We start from the raw sequence: 21,572 nt of genomic DNA, 5'->3' as shown, positions 1-21,572 counted from the left end.
GCGGACGGCTCGCCGGTCGCGGTGCCGGAGAAGGTCACGTTTGCCACCGTTGTCGCCGTGTAGCGATGCTCCAGCAGCACCGAATCGTTCGGCGCCATGGTCGCCGTGTTGTCGATGCCGAGCCGCGGCATCGCGATCATGCCGAAGAGCACGCTGGTGTAATTGGTGTTCGCGGCAACGGTGAAGCGCAGCATGTCATAGGAGGGGATCGCGATCGTGCCGCCGGTTGTACCGGCCTGCTGGCTCACCCCGATATGGCCGGAGACCGCGTCGCGCACGAGGCAGACGCTGCTGCCGGCGGGCACACCGGCCAGGCTGAGCGAGAAATTGCCCGCCCCGTCGCTGGTTGCGCTGCCATAGGTGACGGCGCCACAATTGGTGAGCCTGAGAAGGACGCCGCCGAGCCCGGTCTCGCCGCCGTTCTGGATACCGTCATGGGCGATCCCGCCGCTTGCCCCATTGTCGAGGATCACCTGGCCGGACACGGTGAAGCCGGTCAGCTTGTCGGTGAAGGTGCAGACGAGATCCGCCCCAGGCTTCACATTCTCGGGCGGGATGATCAGCGTCCTGCCGTCAGTGACATAGCCGATCAGGGGCAGCGGGGAATTTCCCGTCTCGGCTGCGTTCATGTCCTCGCAGCGCGCCTGCATCAAGGTCCAGCCGAGCGGCACGGTCTCGACGATCTCCGTCAGCGTGTCGGCCGTGGACAGGGCGACGAAGGGGCCGAGGGCGGGCGTGCCCGGCACCGTGGTCACCACCGTGTAGCTGCTATTGGTCGGAAAGCCGTTGGCATTGGCAGCCGAGCCGTTGAAGGTGAAGCGGCCGATATCGCCCTCGGTTACCTTGGCCACACGCAGGCGGGTGCGCGCATTGACGAAGGTGCAGGTATAGTCGTTGCCGATAACGAAGGTGTCGGCCGGCACTGTCCAGCTATAGGCCTGCCCCGCCCTTCCCGGCGCCGTCGGCGTCGTCGGGAACACTATGGCGCCCAATGTCACGTTATTGTTGCCGCTGTCGGCCACGCATTCCAACCGCAAGGGCTGCCAGCCCGCCACGCCCTGCTCGGTGAAGTTCGTATCGATCCCCGGATTGTGGAGAACCCGGTGCGGCGTCGGCCCGACCGCCGCATTGATCCTTGTCTGCGGCAGGCCGTTCACCGCATTGACGAGGAACTCCTGATTCGTGTTCGCCGGATGCGTCTTCTTGTCATAGCTGATCCGCGTCGTCTCATTGGTGATGGTGCAGGTATAATCATTGCCGCCCCGGAAACTGTTGGCCGGGATGGTGGCGATATAGTCCGCACTGAGATTGCCCGGCGTCCTATAGACGAAGACCTCTCCCGGTGTCTGCCCGTCGATCTGCGTATCGGCCACGCAGATCACGCTGCCACCCCGCCAGCCGGTCACGCCGGTCTCCGTCAATATGGTCGGCGCGGCCACGTCGGTCAGCGGCATATAAGCCCCAGCATTAGCGATCGCATTGATGATCACGCGGGAGATGCCGTTGCTTGCCGTGGCATTGACCATGAAGTCCTGGTCGATCGACGGCGTCCGCGTCTCCTTGACCAGGCGGATGCGGGTCTGGTCATTGGTGACGGTGCAGGTATAATCATTGCCGGGCACGAATCTGTCGGCGGGCACGGTCGAACGGAAGGGGGCGCCGGCAGTGCTGGGCGTGGGGTTGAGGAACACTTCTGCACCCTTCACCACGCCATTGTTGCCGCTGTCGGCGATGCAGCGCAGCTTCACGCCGCGCCAGCCGGGCACCGCCGCCTCGACAAAGATCGTCTCAACAGCCGGATTGCTCAGCACGCCATAGGCGCTGTAGCCGGTGGTCGCATTGATCACGGTCTGCAGCAGGCCGTTCACCGCATTCATCGTGAAGTCTCGGTCGAATTTGGGCGGAAGCGTCTCTTTCTCGTAGCGGATGCGCGCCGCCTCATTGGTGAAGGTGCAGATATAATCATTGCCGTCCTTGAAGGTGCCGGCGGGCAGCCTGTGCGTATAGTCAGCACCGATCGTGCCTACTGCCGTGGGGCCGAAGACGACTTTATCCTGCGTCTCGTTATTGACCGCTGTCTGGGCGACGCAGCGCAGCTCCACGCCGCGCCAGCCCGGGACCGCCCCCTCGCTCAAAACGGTCTCGGCCTCCACATTGGTCAGCGGCCGATAGGCGCTGGGGGTCATGCCGACGGCATTGATGACGGTGCTGGTGATCCCGTTGCTCGCCGTGGCATTGACCGTGAAGTTCCGGTTGATGTCGGGCGTCACCGTCTTCTTGCCAAGCTGCACCCGCGTGCGCGCATTGGTGAAGGTGCAGGTATAGTCGTTGCCCGGCTTGAACGTGTTGGCCGGCACGCGGGAAATGTAATTGCTCCCGCCCGTGCCCAGGTCCGGATTCGTATAGACCTCCTTGTCCTGCTGTTCCTCGCCGACCCCCGTCATGGCCATGCACTTCATGCTCATGCCGCGCCAGCCTAAAACCGCAAGCTCCACGAAGGTCGTGTCGGCCGTCGTATCGGTGAGAGTCTGGTAGGCAGTGGGGTTCCCCCTGGTGGCGTTGAAGCCGAGTGCCTTTCAGCCGGTGGCGAACGTTGCCGCCGCCACCACCATTACCGAGGCGGCGGTGCCGCGCTGGCGCGGCATGGCCATCTCGTGCGTTGCGCGCTGGCCCGCCGCATTGATCATGACCTGGCCGATGCCGTTCGTTCCCGTGACCGTGAAGGACTGGTTGGCATTGGCCGGTCGCGTAACCTTCGCAAAATTGATCCGCGTCCGGTCATTGGTGAATGTGCAGGTGTAATCGTTGCCGGCCACAAAGGTATTGGCCGGCGCGACCGATGTGTAGCTCGCGCCCGCCGTGCCCGGCGTGAGATTGCTATAGACGGTGCTTCCCCGCACCACGCCACCATTGCTGGTCTCGGCCACACAGACGAGGCGCTGTCCCCGCCAGCCCGCCACACCCTGCTCGGTAAACGTCGTGTCTACCTTCACGTCGGTCAGCTCCTGATAATCGCTCAGACCCGTCGTGGAATTGATCGTCACTTGCGACAAGCCATTCGTGCCACTGACGGCGAAGTTCTGATTTACACCTCCCGGTACAGTCGTCTTCGCAAAACGTATGCGAGCGCCCGTCTTCACGTCGGGGAGAGGCGCAAGTATGCAATTGGCACTTCCCCAATTGTCCCCAACCTCGAAGTTCCCCGCGACAACCATTGTAGGCGCCCCAGTGTTTACATCGATAGAAAAAATCACCAGGCCGTAGCCCAAACGGCGACCTAGCTGGAAAAACCAAACACCATTTGTGCCGCCCCATCCGGCAAGCGGCATAAGCCGCAAATCATTAGGGCCAATGGTTTGCACCTGCCCAGTAGTCGTTATAGTATATGTTCCTATTTCATTGTCAGGATCGGCGAGATAAAAGCGACCATTGTACCAGGCCAGTTCGGAGGCTGACTTAGCCCTGCTACTAAGAGGAATTTCAGTCGCTGTAAGATTTGAAATATTAACCTTGTACAAAGAATGAATGCCTAAATTGGGGGGATTAGTCCGCCTACCTCCATTCGTAATGTACAGAAAACCATCGGGAGCAAATGATTGAGCACCGGTCCAATTATCAAGCGCAACCCCGCTCACTCTCCCGAGATTGACGTATTCAAACCCAACTCCAAATCTATATAGCTCCTTAGTATCGGTGTCTAAGGCATAGATGTAATTGTCTAAAGGATTATATGCAATATCAGTAAAGTTTATGCCGCTGGTAGTCCTTACAACATTCATTGTATATGTCCCCCCCTCGAAAACAAGATAGCCAAAGTTGATAGTCGAACCATTTCCAACTCTCATATAGAGCGTAGAATCGCAGGTGAATGGCGTTAGCGCTCGCGCCGGTACGCTCATCCCCACGAGCAGTAGAACTGCTATTGCCATTGCAAAAAAATACCGCAAGCGCACGGAAACGAAATGTTGTAGCCGGGCGGGTGTGCGCATGAAGGGCTCCAGGATCGGTGCGGCAAATCAGGCCGAAGATGAAAACAGTAGCCCCCGCGCATTCTGAAAGTAAAATAAGTCTTTGATGAAAGCGTTTTCTGGTCCTGCTCCTCGACTTTGACCCTGAATCGGCGTTCGGCGCTTGGATCGCAAGATAGCCTGCGGTTACGCCGGCCGGCAGGCTCGGCGGCCAGCTTAGCCGAGGATTGCGCTCGGCCTACGGCCCGTTCTCAGTGATCGATTTTGACCTTGAAGGAGACCTCTCCCTTGGCGCCGGGTGACATGGTGCCGGTGCAGTCCCAGCGCAGCGGCCCCTTGTAATCGACTGCTGCGCTAGCCGTCGGCAGGGCCGGCTGGCAGTCGAGCCCGGTGGGGTTCTCCTTCACCTTGATCGGGGCGTCGAGGGTCGTGTAGTCCGGCGTCTCGTCATGCACCCTGACGCCGCTCACCGACGAGGCTGACGGGTTGATGAAGATGACCGAATATTCCAGCACGTCGCCTGGGGCCCCGAGGGCCGTCACCCCATAAGAACCCGCTTGCGTCACATTTCGCACCCTTCTCGTGACCGCAACGGTTCCGGTCCCGACGGAGACGGTATCGCGGTTGATGGCCGGCGAGAGGGAGGCCGAGGTGCCGGAAAGGGCCGTGGTGGCCGACAGCATATAATCAAGTGTGCCGCCTTCGGGCGCGACCACGCTTGCCTGCACCCGCACAAAGAGGCAGATCACGTCCCCGGCGGCAACGGCGATGGGCGCGGACACCGGCCAGTCTCCGGCATCGATGCTGCCGGAACAATCCGCATCACGGTAGATGGTGGTGGAGAACAGCGCCGCATCGGGTGTTCCGGTTACGCCGGTGAGCGCGAAGAGGACGCTGGCCGTCGTCGTCGCTGTGTAGCGGTGCGGCAGGAGGGCGGCACCGCCCGGCGCCACGACGGCGCGGCTGTCGGTGGCAAGCCGCGGCCGGACGATCAGGCCGAAGACGACGCCCTGATGATTGGTCTCCGCCGCCGGGGTGAAGCGCAGTGCCTCGTACTTATCGGCCTCTGGCGAGGCACCGCCGGTATCGCCTGGATGGAGGCTGACCGGAAGATGGCCGGCGATCTCGCCACGCTCGAGGCAGACCGGCGTACCAACGGGCGCTTTCGCAAGGCTGAGCGAGAAATTGCCCGCCCCGTCGCTCTCGCCCCTCGCATATTCGCTGCCGGCGCAATCGGTGAGGCGCAGAAGGACAGTGCCTTGGCCCTCTTCCGCCCCGTCCTGGATGCGGTTATGCGCCATGCCGCCGCCCGCGCCATTGTCGAGGATCACCCGCCCCTCGACGGCAAAGCCGCGGAAACGGTTGGTGAAGGTGCAGAGGAGATCGGCACCGGCCCTGGCGTTCCCGGCCGGGATGACGAGCGTCTTGCCGTCGCTGACCGTGCCGATCACTTGGCCGGCGGGATTGCCGGTCGCCGCCGCCCTTCGGTCCTCGCAGCGGGCGCTCTCCAGAACCCAGCCCGCCGGAATGGCCTCGACGATCCGGGTCTCCACATCGGCGGCGGCAAGCGGCACCGATGCTCCCTCAACGGCCACTCCCGGCGTGATCGTCTCCACCTCATAGCTGCCATCGATCGGAAAGCCATTGGCATTCGCCGCCGCGCCGGCAAAGCCGAACCGCCCAACCCCGCCGACGCTCACCTTCGCAATGGTGACCATGGGGTTCATGTCTTCCACCGTGACGGTGCAGACGGCGATATCGGCCAGCGAAAGGGTGATGCTGTTGCCGGCGACCGGCGCACCGCCATTGATCATGCAGCTGTAATCGCCAGCCTCGTAATTGGGAGGTGCGGTGACATCGAGCGTATAGCTGCCGGCATTGACCGCGGCATTCGTCACCCGAGCGCTCCCGCTCGGGCCGGAGATGGGCGTCGGCCCCGTCGCACTCAGCCCGACATCGCCGGGCACCGCCGAGCCGCCATTGTCGTTGATCACCTGCGCCACCAGGGTGAGCCGCGGCGCGATATCGTCATTGGTGATAGTGCAGACGGCGTTCTGCCCATTGGCGAGCGTGATCGTATTGCCAAGGACACTCGCCCGCCCGTCTACCGAGCAGGCATATTGCGAACCGCTATAGCCGGCGGGTCCGGTCTCGCTCAGCGCATAGGTGCCGATCGGCACCGTCGCATTGGTGATGGCAGGAGTCCCCATCACGCCCTGGATGGTGGCCGGCCCTGCGGCCCGCAGCGTGAAGGCGCTTTCCGCTATCGTCCCTCCATTGTCGTTGACCACGTCCTTGCGCAGCGTCAGCTTTGGAAGGCAGATCGCGGTGGTCGTGATATAGGCCAGGAACGCTTCGGTGCCGGGGCTCGACTTGACATGGACGATGATCGTGTTGAGGCCCGTCTGCCATGCCCCCTGCATGGTGCCACTGGCAGGATTGGCAAGATCGAAGCCGATATATTGATACGGATCACCGCTGCCGAACCCGGAGCGGATCCCCTGCGCCACGCCGTTGACCCAGACCTCGTAGACGGCGTTGTCCGCATTGAAACGCATGTTGAGAGCCAGATTTCTCGGATCAACCGCCCCATCGAGATTGAATTGATAGCGATAGAACACATCGACGCTCCCGACATGTCCGCCACCAGCATTGTGCGTAATCCAGCCTGCGGGACCGACCGGGGCTTGTAAGAAGGTGCCGGTGTAAACGGTGGCGGCGGTGTAGTTCAGATTGGGGGGTGGCTGGCCCGTAACGTTCGATGAGGTCATGGCGACTCCCCAATGGGAATCCGTTCCGGATGTCAGCCGCCCGCCATTGCCATCATAGGCGGTGTTCAGGAAATTACCGGAGGAGGAGCAGGAAAGTGTCGGCGGAGAGGTCGGTACGCGAGTTGGAGTCGGAATGGTGACGGAACACTGGCTGCAATCGGCTGGCACGTCGCCACCACCAACGCGATTCGTTATCGAGGATATGCTGGCCGGAAAGTTCGCGATCGTCTCCAACTTGATGGTGACGGTGACAGTTCCTCCGACCGGCACCTGAGCGACGCGCAGATTGACCGCCGCGGGCCCTCTTACTGGCCCCGTGAAACCACTCGCTCCGGTCACTGCCGTCAGCGTCGTACCGTCCGGAATATTCTCCACGAAATCGAAATCGCTGAACGGACCACCGCCCTTGTGCGTGATCCTTACCTCATAAGTCAGTTCCTCGGCCGGCTCCGCAACATTGTTCCGGGCGGTGCTTTCCCCAACCAGAGTTTTCGTTACTGCCACTTCCGAGGCTATGTTACAAAGGGCATCCCGGTCGGCATAGATGCCGAAGACTCGAAATTGTCCGCAATTGCACCGGCTGGAGACGAAAGCTGGGTTACCGAGATCGAAGACATACAGGCCATTTACTCCCGACTTCCATCCTCTCACCGCATTTGTGCGATGAAGCCCCAGATATCCATCAGTACTGATGGAGCCCGTCGGATTCTTTATAACGAACCACTTTTCACCCACCGTGCTAACGGATGCATCGGGCCAGGAGAGCCGAACGGTCATACCGGTTCCGGATGGTGTCCCGATGCGCGGCGAAATCTGATTTGGCACTCCGCTGACATCTAGGAAAAACCCCACGAGCACCTTATTCGCCGGAACGATCGCAGGGCTCTCATCGAGAACTTCAACATACTCACCAGCAAAGTCGTGAGTGGAGGGTATCGTATCTGGATCCCAGCCGACAAACCGCGCTGAGTTTAACAGCGCCTGCACATTGCGAAATTCTGCTTCAGTTACTTCAACCAAAGTATTGTTGTTTGCCGCTGCGTATCGTGATGACGAACTACTAAGGAGCGGCGTCAAGTTTGCTATCGAACATGAACCACTTTGAGCGTTTGCCGGCAAACTCAGGCAAAGAATGAAGATAGCCAGATATGCGAGAATCGAAAGGCGTGGAAGAAGCACTTTCATCACCTTAGATTTCATATTTTTTCCGGTTATCACCGGTAGTTACGTCCCCACCTGGGCGGCTTCGCCGGGCCGGCCTTTTCGCGGTGGCAGCCCATTGTCGACCATCAGGCTGAGTGGAAGCGGCAAGGTCCATGAACAGATCCCCGACTGAGCGCGTCGGGAGAGAGTAGCTTTCCACCCCGGTGAAGGTGGAATAAGCGGCGCCCAAGCGCCTGCTTCCCGGAAAGGGAGCATCCCTATTGATGAGGCGAGAGATAACCTATTGGCCAGCTACACCGGGGCGCGGCGTGAACCTACCATCATGGACGATGGCGGCTGGCCCTGACCGAGGCTCCCAAGCCCACCCCGCACCAAAATCCGTGCCGGCCGCCATCGCTTGGCTCTGCCAGCGCTACAGCGCCGTGCGTCCATTCGGACGCACTGAGGACGCTGTAGGTTATTGAAGCGACGCATCGTACTTTCCGTAAACCGATTCCGGTTTCGGGCCCGATGCTTAGGCTGGCACTCCCCACGCCCCCTTACCATCCGTCCCGTTGGTCGAGAGCACGGGCAAGAGCCAAGCTCCATTATAAACCCCGAGCAGATCAGACGGTTGGGCTTGAAAGAGCAGAGCGGTGCTGCAGCGGCCTGGCCCCGTAAGGACGCACTACAGCCCGTGCGTCCATTCGGACGCATAAAGGACGCTGTAAGTTGTTGCATCCACGCATCGTGCTTTCCGAAAACCGATTCCGGTTTTCGGGCGGATGCTTTAGGGCGTTGCAAGCAAGCCATGCTTTCCGAGAGCGCCCCCTGGCTGGACGGTGCGCTAAAACGCCCACTCGCCCTGCCGCATGACGGCTTCTTCCCGACCATCGGGGGCAATGCCGTCTATGTCGATCTCACCGGATCCGATCATCCAATCGATATGGATGAGGCTCTTGTTTGCGCCCTTCGCCGCGAGCGCGGCCTCGTCCATCCCGACCCCGTCGCGGATGCACTTGGCGTAGGATTGGCCGAGTGCGATGTGACAGGCGGCGTTCTCATCGAAAAGCGTGTTGTAGAAAAGGATGCCGCTGCGGGAAATCGGTGAGGAATGGGGCACCAGCGCCACCTCGCCGAGGCGTCTTGCTCCTTCGTCCGTCTCAAGCACCTTGCGCAGGACTTCCTCGCCCGTGCGCGCCGAGGCCTCGACGATGCGCCCCCCTTCGAAGCGGACCGAAATGTCCTCGATCAGCGTGCCCTGGTAGGAGAGCGGCTTGGTGCTTCTGACGACGCCTTCCACCCGATCCTTGTGCGGCGTGGTAAAGACCTCCTCGGTGGGGATGTTCGGATTGCAGGTGATGCCGTTGGCGGCCTTGGAGGCGCCGCCCTGCCATATGTGATCGTCCGCAAGGCCGACCGTCAGGTCCGTGCCCGGCCCCCTGAAGCGCAGAGCCCGATAATTCCGGGCATCGAGGTGCTCGCGCCGGGCGGCGAGTTCGCGGTTGTGCGCCGCCCATGAGGCTACAGGATCCGGCCCATCGATACGCGAGGCGGAAAAGATCGCGTCCCACAGACGGTCGACCGCCTCCTGCTCCGGAAGCTCGGGAAAGACCGCCTTTGCCCAGGCCGGCGTGGCAAAGGACACCAGCGTCCAGTTGATCTGGAAGCCCGCGATCAGCTCGAGCGCCGGCATATAGGCCTTGGACCGGGCGCGGTTGGCACGCGAAACCTTGTCCGGATCCTGCCCGGCGAGAAGGGAAGGATCTTCACCCACCACGGCCAGCCGCGCCGCGCCGTTGCGGAAGGCATTCGCCATGCCTTCGAAAAGCCAGGACGGCGCCTTGTCGAAACTCTCGTCGGAGCCGTGGCGAAAACGAAGCAGCGTCGATTCCTCGTCGGAAAACACGGTCGTGACCAGGGATGCGCCGGCCTTATAGGCATGCTCGGTGATGCGGCGCGCAAGCGGCAGGGTCTCCACCGACGCCGTCATCACGAGTTCCTGTCCCGCCTTCAGTCCAAGCCCGACGCGAACAGCCACCTCGGCCAGGCGATCGAGGCGTGTCTCGTGCGGCAGGCCGGCAGCCTTGATTTGGGCATCCATCGCAGTACTCCCTACGAAAGCAATCGTTGAAGGAGAAGTAACGGAGGAGGTGCCGGACGGCAACAGCGTCGAGCCGATTGCCACCGGGCACGCGCGGTATCGATGTTCTGTGGCATTGAAGTATAACCGTCACGTGCTACATCCAGCATATGAAGAAAATCGGTTTCCTATCCTTCGGGCATTGGACCCCTTCGGCGGGATCGCAGACGCGATCGGCATCGGATGCCCTGCTGCAATCCATCGAGCTTGCCGTCGCGGCTGAGGAACTGGGCGCGGACGGCGCCTATTTCCGCGTGCACCATTTCGCCCGCCAGCTCGCATCGCCGTTCCCGCTGCTTGCGGCGGTTGGCGCAAAAACGAGCCGCATCGAGATCGGCACTGCCGTCATCGACATGCGCTACGAGAACCCGCTCTATATGGCGGAGGATGCGGGCGCGGCCGACTTGATCGCCGGTGGTCGCCTCCAGCTCGGGATCAGCCGGGGATCGCCCGAGCAGGTGATCGATGGATGGCGCTATTTCGGCTTCGCGCCGCGGGACGGTCAAACGGATGCCGATATGGCCCGGCGTCACGCGGAAGTCTTCCTCGATGTCCTGCGCGGACAGGGTTTCGCGCAGCCCCACCCTCGGCCGATGTTCCCCAACCCGCCAGGGCTGCTGCGCGTCGAGCCGCATTCGGAAGGGTTGCGAGACCGGATCTGGTGGGGGGCCGCCACCAATGCCACGGCCGAATGGGCGGCGAAGCTTGGCATGCACCTGCAGAGTTCCACGCTCAAATTCGATGAGGGCGGACAGCCCTTTCACATCCAGCAGGCCGAGCAGATCCGAGCATTCCGCAAGGCGTGGAAGGAAGCGGGGCATCAACGCGAGCCGCGCGTCTCCGTCAGCCGAAGCATCTTCGCGCTGGTCGACGATCGTGACCGCGCCTATTTCGGGCATGGCAACCAGGGCAGTGATCAAATCGGCTTTATCGACGAGAACACGCGGGCCATCTTCGGCAGGTCCTACGCCGCCGAACCGGATCTCCTCATTGAGGAGCTTGCAAAGGATGAGGCCATTGCTGAAGCCGACACGCTGCTCCTGACCGTCCCGAACCAGCTGGGGGTCGATTACAACGCCCATGTGATCGAAGCGATTCTGACCCATGTCGCGCCGGCCCTGGGCTGGCGCTGAGAATTCTGCCTAAGCTTGCGGACTAGCCGAGATACGCGAAAGAGTTGGTGCGGGCGGTCGGACTCGAACCGACATATCCGTAAGGACGGCGGATTTTGAGTCCGCTGCGTCTACCAATTCCGCCACGCCCGCACTTACCGAGGTATCAGCCCTGCGCCTGGGCCTTCCCGGCAACTTATCTGCCGATCCGACCCCGGCACATGCTTCGGGAGAGATCAGGCAGGCGCGGACTATACGGGGAAGCGTGCCCGCGTCAACTCTTCACATTCGCGGGAGTCGAGATTGCGCCCTATCGCCGCGCTCGTTATAGAGCCGGAATTCGCTAGGATATGGTGTTGTACACCCTTGCAAGGCGCAGCCGTTCAATGACGCTCACAAATCCGACGAACAGGTTTCAGACGTTGACCGCCGGTTTTCTGGCGCTTGCCATGGCCGCGACGGTGGGGACCGCTCTGGGTTTCCAGTATATCGGCGGCTATCTGCCCTGTAAGCTCTGCCTGGAGCAGCGGGTGCCCTATTACATAGGCGTGCCGGTAATGATTCTTGCGCTGATCTCCTCGGCGGTGAAAGCGCCGGCGGTCATCACGCGCTGCCTACTCCTGATCGGTGGTCTCCTGATGCTATGGGGTCTTGGGTTGGGTGTTTACCACTCCGGTGTCGAATGGGGCTGGTGGGAGGGGCCGACGGATTGCGGCGCACTCCCGCCGAGCAATTCCTCCGAAAGCCTGCTCGACCAGCTCAACGCGGTCATTCCGCCTTCCTGTAACGTGGCGGCCGGTCGCTTCCTCGGACTTTCCTTTGCGGGCTGGAATGTCATCGCCAGCGCAGTGCTTGCCGTGGTGGCAATGCGCGGAGCACTGAAGCGATAAAGACGCGAAGGGAGCTAGGGCTCCAGCTCCACGTCCCAGTAGAGATAGTCCATCCAGCTTTCGTGCAAATAATTGGGCGGGAAAAGCCGCCCATTGTTGTGCAGGTCGTGGACCGTCGGCCGGTAGGGTTTTTGCTGCGGCCACATCTTGGCCTGGTCCGGCATGAAGCCGCCCTTCCTGAGATTGCAGGGCGAACAGGCGGCGACCACGTTCTCCCATGAAGTCACGCCACCATGCCGGCGCGGGATCACATGGTCGAATGTAAGCTCCTCCCGCGCCCCGCAATACTGGCACTGGAAACGGTCGCGCAGGAAGACGTTGAAGCGCGTGAAAGCGGGATAGCGCGACGGCTTCACATAAGTCTTGAGGCTAACGACACTCGGAAGCCGCATCGTGAAGGAAGGAGAGGAGATCGCCTGATCGTATTCCGCGACGATATTGACCCTGTCGAGAAACACAGCCTTAACGGCGTCCTGCCACGACCATAGCGACAGGGGATAATAACTGAGCGGACGGTAGTCCGCATTGAGCACCAGAGCGGGCATGCCGTCCGGCGATACAGCGATCGTCACGTCCTCATGGCTCCTGATAGGCAGATCGATCGACGCGGATAATGTAATCCCGTCGTGACAGGAATGTGAAGAAGGTAATCACGGTTCCGAGATGGCGAATTGCTTACATTTGCCGATTTTCGGGCTTCAGGCGGCCGGGGCGGCCTCCGCACCACGGATTTCGCGGTAATAAGCCCAAAAAAGCCGTGCGGCGACGGAGCGCCACGGGCTCCATGTTTCCGCCATCAGCGCGAGCTGATTCGCCGGCGGACGTGGCTCGTGGCCGAGAGCATGGCCAACGGCGGTCTGCAAAGCCACGTCACCGGCGGGGAAAATGTCCGGATGCCCTGCGGCGACCAGCAGATAGACCTGCGCCGTCCAAGGGCCGATTCCGGGAATGGCCGTGAGCGCGGCCAGAGCCTCGTCCGCTGGAAATGTGTCCAGCCTTTCCAGATCGAGCGCTCCGTCGCGCAACGCCACGGAAAGCGCGGTCATCGTGCGCTGTTTCGCCCGCGAAAGGCCCGCTTGGACCATCACGCTTTCGCCACCGGCCAGGAATGCTTCCGGTGTGAAAGGATCCACCAATCGGCAGAGCCTGTTGAAGATCGCGTCGGCGCTTGTGCGCGAAACCTGCTGCGCGACAATAACCGAAGCAAGGCTATGGAAACCTGCGGGACTGCGCCGCAGCGGTATGGCCCCCGCCATGGCACGCACGGGTCCGAGCCTCCGATCCAGAAGGACAAGAGCATCGAGCCCCCGCGAAATATCGGCGTCCGTTTCAATGCGCTGCATGCGGTGGTCCTTGCACTTGGCCTCAGCCAAGCCTAGCAATGTGTCAATGGCCCTCACAATCCGTTTCCTGCACGGCTCATGACAGTTCCTGTCTTCCGCTTCGCGCCAAGTCCCAACGGGGCGCTGCATCTCGGCCATGCCTATTCGGCGCTGCGCAATTATTCCATGGCCAGTGCGGTCGGCGGTCGTTTTCTGCTGCGCATCGAGGATATCGACACGACCCGCTGCACGCCTGAACTGGAGGCGGCGATTTATCGCGATCTTAGCTGGTTGGGCATCGAGTGGGAGGAGCCGGTTCGGCGCCAATCGGAACACCTGGCGGACTATACCGAAGCGCTCGAACGCCTGATCGAAGCCGAGCTTGTCTACCCGTCCTTCATGAGCCGGGGCGAGGTGCGCGCCTATATCGCCGATAGAGAAGCGGACGGTACGACCTGGCCACGCGACCCCGAAGGCGCTCCGCTCTTTCCGCCGGTCGATAGGTCTCGGTCGGAATCGGAACGGCGCCGGCGCATGGAGGAAGGTGAACCCTGCGCCTGGCGGCTGGATGTGGAAGCCGCGCTCGCCTATGTGGCGAGACCTTTCTTCTGGGAGGAGGGCGGCAACGGGCCGGAGGGCGAAACCGGTCCGATTGCAGCTAAGCCCGGTCTCTGGGGCGACGTGGTGATCGCCCGCAAGGAGGTTCCGACAAGCTATCATTTGAGTGTCGTCGTGGACGACGCGCTACAGGGCATCACCCATGTGGTGCGCGGACGGGACCTGTTCCATGCAACGGCAGTCCACCGGCTGCTCCAGGAATTGCTGGGTCTCCCCGTTCCGCATTACCACCACCATGCTTTGATCCTGGGGGAAGATGGGCGCAAGCTCTCCAAGAGCCGTGGAGATACAGGCATCGCTGCGTTGCGCGACGCCGGCGCCGCACCCGGCGATATCGCCAGGATGGTTGGCCTGCAGGCGACGGCCTGACAAGCGCAGGTTGGATCGTTTTCAGCCCGTTTGAAAATCCTATTCAGAACTTTCGCTTTTCTTTGCGCATCAGACAGTGCAGATGATCTGCCGAAGCAACCAGAAGCCGAAATCCCATGCCCGATCTTGCCAAGGCCGCGCCTGCACTTTTCGTCATCCTGTGGTCCACGGGCTTCATCGGCGCGCGCTACGCCATGCCTTGGGCGGAGCCCTTTACATTCCTTTGGGTGCGTTTCGCGCTCAGCTTTGCCTTCCTCCTATTGCTGATTCCGGTCGTCGGCGCACGCCCGCTGCCTGCCCGCACAGCCTTTCACTCCGGCGTGGCGGGCATACTGATGCACGGCATCTATCTCGGGGGCGTTTTCTGGGCTGTTCATCGAGGGCTGCCGGCGGGAGTGGCCGGGTTGATCGTAGGCCTCCAACCGCTGCTCACGGCACTGATGGCAGGCGCCTTCGCGGGCGAGGAGGTGGACAGCCGCCACTGGCTCGGGCTGGTCGTAGGCCTGATCGGAGTGGCGATCGTGCTTTCGCCAAAACTTGGAGATTTCGCCAGCGGGATCACGCCGGCGACGGTCGGCGTCGGTCTTGCCGGGGTGATCGCCATGAGCGCCGGAACAGTGTGGCAGAAGCGCTTTGTGGGCAATGCCGACCTCATCACCGGAACGCTCTGCCAGTATCTGGGCGGCTTCCTCTTCGCCTTCCCTATTTCTCTTTTCTTCGAAAGCAGACAATTCGTGCTCAATGGCGAGCTTGTCTTCGCGATGCTTTGGCTCGTGCTCGTGCTGTCCCTTGGCGCCATCTTCCTTCTTATGTTCCTGATCCGCAAAGGTGCCGTGGCGCGGGTCGCATCGCTCTTCTATCTGGTGCCCGCGGTCACCGCGGTTATGGCATGGGCGCTCTTCGGCGAGACGCTGACGCTGATCCAGATCGGCGGCATGGCGGTCACCACCCTTGGAGTAGCGCTTGCCTCCATTCAGCCGGCCAGGACGCGCCTGGCGGCCCGATAACGCATGATCGCCGCGTTGATCTCGCCGCCCAGGATGAAAATCGCCGAGATGATGTAGAGGAAGACGACCGCCACCATTATGGAGGCCAGCCCGGCATAGGTCGTTGTGTAGCTGCTGAAGCGGCCGAGATAGGCCGCAAACACACTCGATCCTGCGATCCAGCCGAGAAGTGTAAAGATGATCCCGGGGATGATGTCGGTCAGCTTGCGTTTGCCTGCGGGCAGCCAGATATGCACAACCACCAGGGCCAGAACCAGAACCACCACTGCGATGATATAACGCCAAAGAGTAATCGTCCCCATATAGGGCTCGATCCACTCGGCGCGCGAGAGCGCTATGTTAGCCGCCACCGGCGCGATGACGAGCAGCACGCTGATGGCCGTGAACCCCAGCGTCGCGATCATTACAAATCCAAGGCTTTGCAAGCGCAGGAAGATGATCGAGCGCCGCTCCTCCACGCGGTAGGCGCGATTAAGCGAGAGCCGAAGCGCCTCCACTCCGTTGGACGCGAAGAAGGCGGCAAGTACAACGCCGAATGTGAGCACGTCGCCGCGCCGGACACCAAGCACGTTCTGGACTTCCCTGGCGATCGGCTCTGCGACTTCCTTCGGCCACGTGTCAAAGACAATGTGAACAGCCGTATCGGCGAATGCATCCGCGCCCAGAAAGCTTGCGAGCGCAGTGGCAAAGATCAGGAAGGGAAACAGGGCCATAATGGCGCTGACAGCCAGATGACTGGCCATAGCCCATCCGTCGTCAGCATTGAAATGGCCGAACGCGTCCCTGGCGATCCTTCTTAACGCCACTAGTTTCCGCACGCACAAATCCCTCAGAGTGGACCGTTGTCAGCTAGCCCTCATATGTGAAGCCATGTAGCTGATAAGCAAGAAGTCTTCACGAATCGGCTGCTTATGAAAACGAATGGAACGATCCTTGTCACCGGCGCATCGTCAGGTATCGGCGCTTATTGCGCCCGCGCTTTGCGGCGGGACGGCTGGCGCGTCTTCGCCACCGCACGCAGACCCGAAGACCTCGCCGCGCTCGAGAAGGACGGGATAGAAGCTTTCTACCTGGACTATCGCCAGCCCGAATCCATAGCTTCGCTCGTCGAAAACGTTCTCTCGCGAACCGACGGCCAGCTCGACGCTCTTTTCAATAACGGTGCTCACGCCCAGGCGGGAGCGGTGGAGGATCTGCCGGTGGAGGCATTGCGGGAACAGTTCGAAGCGAACTTCTTCGGCTGGCACGATCTCACGCGGCGTATCGTGCCGGTCATGCGTGCCCAAGGCCATGGCCGGATCGTCCATTGCTCCTCGATCCTCGGCCTGCTTCCGATCAAGTATCGCGGCGCATATGCTGCGTCGAAGCATGCGGTCGAAGGGCTCATGCTCTGCCTGCGTGCCGAACTTCGCGACACCGGCATCCATGTCTCTCTTATCGAGCCGGGGCCAATACGCTCGAACATCGCCTCCAATGGCCTTGCCTGGTTCGAGCGCTATATCGACGCGGAAAACTCGGCGCACAGCCGCGCCTACGAGGCGCAGATCGCAAGACTGAAAGGCGGCGGCAGCAAGTCGCGCTTAAAGCTTGGTCCGGAGGCGGTATATAAATCCTTGCGCCACGCGCTCGAACACCCGCGACCGCGGCCGCATTATATCGTAACCTTGCCGGCAAAGATCGGCGTCATAATGAAACGGATCCTCCCCGCCGGGCTTTTCTACCGGCTCATCGCCGGCCAGGGATGACCCCGCAACAAGGCAGAAGTCATGTCATCCACCGTCTTCAACATCCTGGCCGTCATCGTCATGGTCGCGGTCGTCTTCGTGCTCGTCCGCGGCCTCATAAACATGATGCGCGGCGGCTCCAGCAACACGTCGAACAAGCTGATGCAGGCGCGCGTGGCACTGCAATTCGTCGCGATCGTGCTGATCGTTCTGGCGATGTGGTTCAGCCAGTCAGGAAACTGACGGCCGGAGAACCTCGCCTATGGTAAAGCTGAACAAGATCTATACGAAGACGGGCGACGATGGCACGACGGGGCTCGTCGGCGGCGCCCGGCGCCTCAAATGCGATCTGCGCGTGGCCGCCTACGGCACTGTGGATGAGGCAAGCGCCTGTATCGGCATGGCCCGCATCCATACCGCGGAGGGCCATCCAGATATCGATGCCATGCTCGCGCGCATCCAGAACGATCTTTTCGATCTCGGTGCGGATCTCGCCACGCCGGAGCAGACCGGTGAATCCAGGGCTACAGCGCTGCGCGTCGTGGCGTCCCAAACCGCACGGCTGGAACGCGAAATCGACGCGCTGAATGAAAACCTTTCGCCGCTGACGTCCTTCGTGCTTCCCGGCGGTTCGCCGGCCGCGGCTGCGCTCCACCTCGCCCGCACGGTTACGCGCCGGGCGGAGCGGCTGATGGTGGAACTCGGACAGATGCCGGAGGAGATCGTGGGTGACGAGGCGCTCCGCTATGTCAACCGCCTTTCCGACTTTCTCTTCGTCGCCGCACGTGCCGTCAATGACAATGGCGCGCGCGACGTGCTATGGGTCCCCGGACAGAACCGCTGAAGGCGGTGCTTTTCCGGGGGTGCAGGCTGATGTTCATTCCGCTCCATGACGCGAACCACCTGCGCTATATCAAGCATCAATATGTCACGCTGGTCATCATCGGCCTCAATGTCCTTGTCTGGGCGATGACGTCGTTGAGCGGCGCCGAAGCCATGCAGGCCACCGTCCTCGGTCTGGGCTATATCCCGAGCGTGGTGCACGATCTGGCGGTGCTGCCGCCGGAACTCGAACTGGTGCCGCCTCCGCTTACCTATGTCACCTATTCTTTCCTGCATGCGGACATTTTCCACCTCGGCGGCAATATGCTTTTCCTTTGGGTATTTGGCGACAATGTCGAAGATGCCCTGGGCCATCTGCGTTATCTCGGGTTCTATCTCGCCTGCACGATTGCCGGAGCCTTCTTCCACGGCCTTGTAGCGCCGGATTCGCAGGCGCCGCTCATCGGAGCGTCCGGCGCGGTTGCCGGTGTCATCGCCGCCTATTTGATCCTGCATCCTCGCGTAAAACTGTGGGTGCTCGCCTTTGCGCGCATTCCGCTGCGCCTGCCGGCCTATATCGTCATCTTGCTCTGGATCGGCTCGCAATTCCTGATGTTCGCGATCGATCGCGAGAACCAGATCTCCTGGTCTGCCCATATCGGCGGCATCATCGCGGGGGCCGTGCTGATCGTGCTCATGCGCCGGCGCGGCGTGCCGCTTTTCGATCGCCCCGTCACTCTTCCTCGCGCGGCCGAGGTCGAATAAAATCGATCTAAAGCCGATGCAAAGCCGGCCATCGGACCCGGCGCATATTGACGCGCGCTTTAGCCCTTACTACCGTCCCGGCGGCTTTTGCGGAGATAGTCTTCGCATACCTGGTTTTCCCCTGAACATGGCGGAAATCGGAAGACGGATCGGGCTACTTAGGTGTAATCCGAAACCTGCTTTGATTTGGAGAGGTAGTTGCGCATGAAGGTCCTGGTACCTGTGAAACGGGTGATCGATGCAAATGTGAAGCCGCGGGTGAAGGCGGACGGCTCAGGCGTCGAGCTCGCCAATGTGAAGATGGCGATGAACCCGTTCGACGAGATTGCGGTCGAGGAAGCGATCCGGCTGAAAGAGGCAGGCAAGGTGGAAGAGATCGTAGCGGTCTCGATCGGCCCGGCCCAGGCACAGGAGACGCTCAGGACCGCGCTGGCCATGGGAGCCGATCGCGCCATCCTGGTGAAGTCCGACGAGCCGGTCGAGCCGCTCGACGTTGCGAAGATCCTGAAGGGGATCGCGGAGGAGGAGAAGCCGGGCCTCATCATCCTCGGCAAGCAGGCGATCGACGACGACGCCAACCAGACCGGCCAGATGCTGGCGGCACTCCTCGGGTGGGCGCAGGGCACCTTCGCCTCCAAGGTGGAAGTGGGCGAAGGCGCCGTGACGGTCACGCGCGAGGTGGATGGCGGCCTGCAGGTGGTGGAGCTGAAGCTGCCGGCCATCGTCACCACGGACCTGCGGCTCAACGAGCCCCGCTATGCATCGCTGCCCAACATCATGAAAGCGAAGAAGAAGCCGCTCGATGAGAAGGGCGCGGCCGATTACGGCGTTACGGTGAAGACCAGGCTGAAGGTGCTTAAGACGGAAGAGCCGGCCAAGCGCAAGGCGGGCATTAAGGTCTCCTCGGTTGCCGAGTTGGTCGACCGGCTGAAGAACGAAGCCGGCGTGCTTTAATCTCGCGATAGAAAGGACAAGAACAATGGCAATTCTCCTCATCGCCGAGCACGACAACCAGGCGCTTTCCGATCAAACCGCAAAGGCGCTTTCGGCCGCAAAGGCAATCGGTGGCGATATCGACATCCTCGTGGCGGGCCAGAACGCGAAGCCCGCAGCGGAAGCGGCTACCAGGCTCGCCGGCGTGCGCAAGGTGCTTCTTGCCGAAAACGAAGCGCTCAAGGAGCAGCTGGCCGAACCCTTGGCAGATACCATCCTGGCTTTGGCGGACGGCTATGACGCCTTCGTGGCCCCGGCGACGACCATGGGCAAGAACGTGCTGCCGCGCGTGGCGGCGCTGCTTGATGTGATGCAGGTGTCGGACGTCATCGAGGTGGTGAATGCCACCACGTTCAAGCGCCCGACCTATGCGGGCAACGCCATACAGACGGTGGAATCCTCGGATCCGAAGCGGGTGGTCACCGTGCGTACGTCCTCCTTCCAGGCAGCCGAGGAAGGCGGCGCAGCCCAGATTGAAACGGTGGAAGCCGCAGCCGACAAGGGTCTATCGCGTTTCGTGGAAAACCGCATTGCCGCGAGCGACCGTCCCGAGCTCACCTCTGCCAGGATCATCATTTCCGGTGGGCGGGCCCTCGGTTCGGCCGAGAAGTTCGAAGAGGTCATCCTGCCCGTGGCAGACAAGCTCGGTGCCGCAGTCGGCGCTTCGCGCGCAGCGGTGGACGCCGGCTACGCGCCCAATGATTGGCAGGTGGGCCAGACGGGCAAGGTCGTGGCGCCCGACCTTTATATCGCCTGCGGCATCTCAGGTGCCATCCAGCACCTGGCCGGCATGAAAGATTCCAAGGTGATCGTGGCCATCAACAAGGATGAAGAGGCGCCCATCTTCCAGGTCGCCGACTACGGCCTCGTGGGTGACCTTTTCCAGATCCTGCCGGAACTCGAAAAGGCGCTTTGACAATTTTCTAGGCGCATGCAGAATCGCGAAGGGCGGGGTAGACGAAGCGACTCCGCCCTTTTAGTTTGCAGCGCAGCAAATCGATGCGGCAGCAGAAGGCTGTGGTGAGGACATGACGGGTAGCATCAGGACGGTTGGAGTTGTCGGCGCAGGACAGATGGGAAGCGGGATCGCCCATGTGGCGGCCCTCGCCGGCTATCGCGTTAAGCTTTACGACATCTCGCCGGAACGCATCGAAGCGGGAATCGCGACGGTAAGCGGCAATATGGCCCGTCACGTTCATTCGGGCAAACTGGAGGAAAAGGTCCGGCAGGATGCGCTCTCCCGAATCGCGCCCGCGAAGACCATGGAGGACCTCTCCGACGCCGATCTGGTAATCGAGGCGGCGACAGAAGACGAGACCGTCAAGCGCAAGATCTTCGCCCAGCTCTGCCCCGTGCTGAATCCCGAAGCGCTGCTCGCCACCAACACTTCGTCCATCTCCATCACGCGCCTTGCGGCTCAGACCGATCGGCCCGAGCGCTTTATCGGCATTCACTTTATGAATCCCGTGCCGGTGATGAAGCTCGTCGAGGTCATTCGCGGCATCGCGACGGAAGACCATACCTTCGAGCTTGCGAAGAACTTCGTCGAAAGCCTCGACAAGACGATCACGGTCGCGGAAGATTTCCCGGCCTTCATCGTCAACCGCATCCTGCTTCCGATGATCAACGAAGCGATCTACACGCTCTATGAGGGCGTGGGAACGGTGGAGGCTATCGATACCGCCATGCGGCTCGGCGCCAATCATCCCATGGGGCCCTTGCAACTTGCGGATTTCATCGGCCTCGATACCTGCCTTTCCATCATGCAGGTGCTTTACGAAGGACTGGCGGATTCGAAATACCGCCCGTGCCCTCTCCTGGTGAAATATGTCGAGGCAGGATGGCTGGGCCGCAAGACCGGACGCGGCTTCTACGATTATCGCGAGGACCCGCCGGTACCGACCCGATAGTTTCTCGGTCGGCAT

The 21,572-nt window shown here is 61.5% G+C and carries 17 protein-coding genes, 1 tRNA gene and 2 pseudogenes; 11 read left to right on the top strand and 9 right to left on the bottom strand.

Annotated elements, in window-relative coordinates; all coding sequences use genetic code 11:
• The 5 genes and pseudogenes from CHEJ32_RS0116705 to CHEJ32_RS0116690 form a co-directional block, all read right to left on the bottom strand.
• Positions 1-2,465, bottom strand: a pseudogene (locus tag CHEJ32_RS0116705) (hypothetical protein); the annotation flags it as partial.
• Between the two features lie 111 nt (positions 2,466-2,576).
• A complete protein-coding gene (locus CHEJ32_RS0116700) occupies positions 2,577-3,215 on the bottom strand; it encodes a hypothetical protein (RefSeq protein ID WP_156936726.1) in 639 nt (212 codons plus the stop codon).
• Between the two features lie 96 nt (positions 3,216-3,311).
• Positions 3,312-3,845, bottom strand: a pseudogene (locus CHEJ32_RS28080) (hypothetical protein); the annotation flags it as partial.
• 374 nt (positions 3,846-4,219) lie between these two features.
• On the bottom strand, positions 4,220-7,243 hold the full coding sequence (locus CHEJ32_RS0116695) for a hypothetical protein (RefSeq protein ID WP_156936725.1): 3,024 nt from the start codon (positions 7,241-7,243) through the stop codon (positions 4,220-4,222).
• A gap of 1,486 nt (positions 7,244-8,729) precedes the next feature.
• Positions 8,730-9,986, bottom strand: coding sequence for an aminopeptidase (locus tag CHEJ32_RS0116690; RefSeq protein ID WP_028034806.1), 1,257 nt, complete (start codon positions 9,984-9,986; stop codon positions 8,730-8,732).
• A 149-nt stretch (positions 9,987-10,135) separates the two neighbouring features.
• On the opposite strand from CHEJ32_RS0116690, the gene CHEJ32_RS0116685 reads away from it, so the two are divergent.
• On the top strand, positions 10,136-11,158 hold the full coding sequence (locus tag CHEJ32_RS0116685) for an LLM class flavin-dependent oxidoreductase (RefSeq protein ID WP_028034805.1): 1,023 nt from the start codon (positions 10,136-10,138) through the stop codon (positions 11,156-11,158).
• A 45-nt stretch (positions 11,159-11,203) separates the two neighbouring features.
• Here CHEJ32_RS0116685 and CHEJ32_RS0116680 read toward each other — a convergent pair.
• Positions 11,204-11,290 (bottom strand) — tRNA-Leu (locus CHEJ32_RS0116680).
• A 233-nt stretch (positions 11,291-11,523) separates the two neighbouring features.
• On the opposite strand from CHEJ32_RS0116680, the gene CHEJ32_RS0116675 reads away from it, so the two are divergent.
• Positions 11,524-12,027, top strand: a complete 504-nt coding sequence (locus tag CHEJ32_RS0116675; RefSeq protein WP_028034804.1) for a disulfide bond formation protein B — start codon at positions 11,524-11,526, stop codon at positions 12,025-12,027.
• Positions 12,028-12,041: 14 nt separating this feature from the next.
• Here the strand turns inward: CHEJ32_RS0116675 and CHEJ32_RS0116670 are convergent, their stop codons facing one another.
• Together CHEJ32_RS0116670 and CHEJ32_RS0116665 are read right to left on the bottom strand one after the other, a co-directional pair.
• The gene (locus tag CHEJ32_RS0116670; RefSeq protein ID WP_028034803.1) at positions 12,042-12,599 is read right to left on the bottom strand and encodes an HNH endonuclease; all 558 of its coding nucleotides are present in this window, start codon (positions 12,597-12,599) and stop codon (positions 12,042-12,044) included.
• A gap of 126 nt (positions 12,600-12,725) precedes the next feature.
• On the bottom strand, positions 12,726-13,370 hold the full coding sequence (locus tag CHEJ32_RS0116665) for a DNA-3-methyladenine glycosylase (protein ID WP_028034802.1): 645 nt from the start codon (positions 13,368-13,370) through the stop codon (positions 12,726-12,728).
• A gap of 78 nt (positions 13,371-13,448) precedes the next feature.
• Here CHEJ32_RS0116665 and gluQRS point away from each other — a divergent pair, with 78 nt between their 5' ends.
• On the top strand, positions 13,449-14,336 hold the full coding sequence (gene gluQRS / locus CHEJ32_RS0116660) for a tRNA glutamyl-Q(34) synthetase GluQRS (RefSeq protein ID WP_028034801.1): 888 nt from the start codon (positions 13,449-13,451) through the stop codon (positions 14,334-14,336).
• Between the two features lie 116 nt (positions 14,337-14,452).
• Positions 14,453-15,343, top strand: coding sequence for a DMT family transporter (locus tag CHEJ32_RS0116655; protein WP_028034800.1), 891 nt, complete (start codon positions 14,453-14,455; stop codon positions 15,341-15,343).
• Here CHEJ32_RS0116655 and CHEJ32_RS0116650 read toward each other — a convergent pair.
• Positions 15,310-16,161, bottom strand: a complete 852-nt coding sequence (locus CHEJ32_RS0116650) for a YihY/virulence factor BrkB family protein (protein ID WP_028034799.1) — start codon at positions 16,159-16,161, stop codon at positions 15,310-15,312. The genes CHEJ32_RS0116655 and CHEJ32_RS0116650 overlap by 34 nt on opposite strands.
• 93 nt (positions 16,162-16,254) lie before the next feature.
• Between CHEJ32_RS0116650 and CHEJ32_RS0116645 the strand changes: the two genes are divergently transcribed.
• The 7 genes from CHEJ32_RS0116645 (at position 16,255) to CHEJ32_RS0116615 (ending at position 21,557) form a co-directional block, all read left to right on the top strand.
• Positions 16,255-17,088 carry an SDR family oxidoreductase gene (locus CHEJ32_RS0116645; protein ID WP_028034798.1) on the top strand — a complete coding sequence of 278 codons (834 nt, stop codon included), beginning with the start codon at positions 16,255-16,257 and terminating at the stop codon, positions 17,086-17,088.
• 21 nt (positions 17,089-17,109) lie between these two features.
• Positions 17,110-17,310, top strand: coding sequence for a twin transmembrane helix small protein (locus CHEJ32_RS0116640; protein ID WP_028034797.1), 201 nt, complete (start codon positions 17,110-17,112; stop codon positions 17,308-17,310).
• 19 nt (positions 17,311-17,329) lie between these two features.
• A complete protein-coding gene (locus CHEJ32_RS0116635) occupies positions 17,330-17,911 on the top strand; it encodes a cob(I)yrinic acid a,c-diamide adenosyltransferase (RefSeq protein ID WP_028034796.1) in 582 nt (193 codons plus the stop codon).
• Positions 17,912-17,940: 29 nt separating this feature from the next.
• Positions 17,941-18,654, top strand: coding sequence for a rhomboid family intramembrane serine protease (locus tag CHEJ32_RS25115; protein WP_034658633.1), 714 nt, complete (start codon positions 17,941-17,943; stop codon positions 18,652-18,654).
• A gap of 204 nt (positions 18,655-18,858) precedes the next feature.
• Positions 18,859-19,608, top strand: coding sequence for an electron transfer flavoprotein subunit beta/FixA family protein (locus CHEJ32_RS0116625; RefSeq protein WP_028034795.1), 750 nt, complete (start codon positions 18,859-18,861; stop codon positions 19,606-19,608).
• 25 nt (positions 19,609-19,633) lie between these two features.
• Entirely contained in the window at positions 19,634-20,563 is a 930-nt protein-coding gene (locus CHEJ32_RS0116620) for an electron transfer flavoprotein subunit alpha/FixB family protein (protein WP_028034794.1), read from the top strand.
• A gap of 112 nt (positions 20,564-20,675) precedes the next feature.
• A complete protein-coding gene (locus CHEJ32_RS0116615) occupies positions 20,676-21,557 on the top strand; it encodes a 3-hydroxybutyryl-CoA dehydrogenase (protein ID WP_028034793.1) in 882 nt (293 codons plus the stop codon).
• Positions 21,558-21,572 lie beyond the last annotated feature (15 nt).

Source organism: Chelativorans sp. J32 (assembly GCF_000518985.1).
Classification (GTDB): Bacteria; Pseudomonadota; Alphaproteobacteria; order Rhizobiales; family Rhizobiaceae; genus Chelativorans.
This window is presented reverse-complemented; position numbering and strand designations above follow the sequence as displayed.

Excerpts from the sequence above, each read along its gene's own strand:
- CHEJ32_RS0116700 (WP_156936726.1), bottom strand. The coding sequence starts at position 3,215 with ATGGTTGTCGCGGGGAACTTCGAGGTTGGGGACAATTGGGGAAGTGCC.
- CHEJ32_RS0116690 (WP_028034806.1), bottom strand. The coding sequence starts at position 9,986 with ATGGATGCCCAAATCAAGGCTGCCGGCCTGCCGCACGAGACACGCCTC.
- CHEJ32_RS0116685 (WP_028034805.1), top strand. The coding sequence starts at position 10,136 with ATGAAGAAAATCGGTTTCCTATCCTTCGGGCATTGGACCCCTTCGGCG.
- CHEJ32_RS0116675 (WP_028034804.1), top strand. The coding sequence starts at position 11,524 with ATGACGCTCACAAATCCGACGAACAGGTTTCAGACGTTGACCGCCGGT.
- CHEJ32_RS0116665 (WP_028034802.1), bottom strand. The coding sequence starts at position 13,370 with ATGCAGCGCATTGAAACGGACGCCGATATTTCGCGGGGGCTCGATGCT.
- gluQRS (WP_028034801.1), top strand. The coding sequence starts at position 13,449 with ATGACAGTTCCTGTCTTCCGCTTCGCGCCAAGTCCCAACGGGGCGCTG.
- CHEJ32_RS0116655 (WP_028034800.1), top strand. The coding sequence starts at position 14,453 with ATGCCCGATCTTGCCAAGGCCGCGCCTGCACTTTTCGTCATCCTGTGG.
- CHEJ32_RS0116645 (WP_028034798.1), top strand. The coding sequence starts at position 16,255 with ATGAAAACGAATGGAACGATCCTTGTCACCGGCGCATCGTCAGGTATC.
- CHEJ32_RS0116640 (WP_028034797.1), top strand. The coding sequence starts at position 17,110 with ATGTCATCCACCGTCTTCAACATCCTGGCCGTCATCGTCATGGTCGCG.
- CHEJ32_RS0116635 (WP_028034796.1), top strand. The coding sequence starts at position 17,330 with ATGGTAAAGCTGAACAAGATCTATACGAAGACGGGCGACGATGGCACG.
- CHEJ32_RS25115 (WP_034658633.1), top strand. The coding sequence starts at position 17,941 with ATGTTCATTCCGCTCCATGACGCGAACCACCTGCGCTATATCAAGCAT.
- CHEJ32_RS0116625 (WP_028034795.1), top strand. The coding sequence starts at position 18,859 with ATGAAGGTCCTGGTACCTGTGAAACGGGTGATCGATGCAAATGTGAAG.
- CHEJ32_RS0116620 (WP_028034794.1), top strand. The coding sequence starts at position 19,634 with ATGGCAATTCTCCTCATCGCCGAGCACGACAACCAGGCGCTTTCCGAT.
- CHEJ32_RS0116615 (WP_028034793.1), top strand. The coding sequence starts at position 20,676 with ATGACGGGTAGCATCAGGACGGTTGGAGTTGTCGGCGCAGGACAGATG.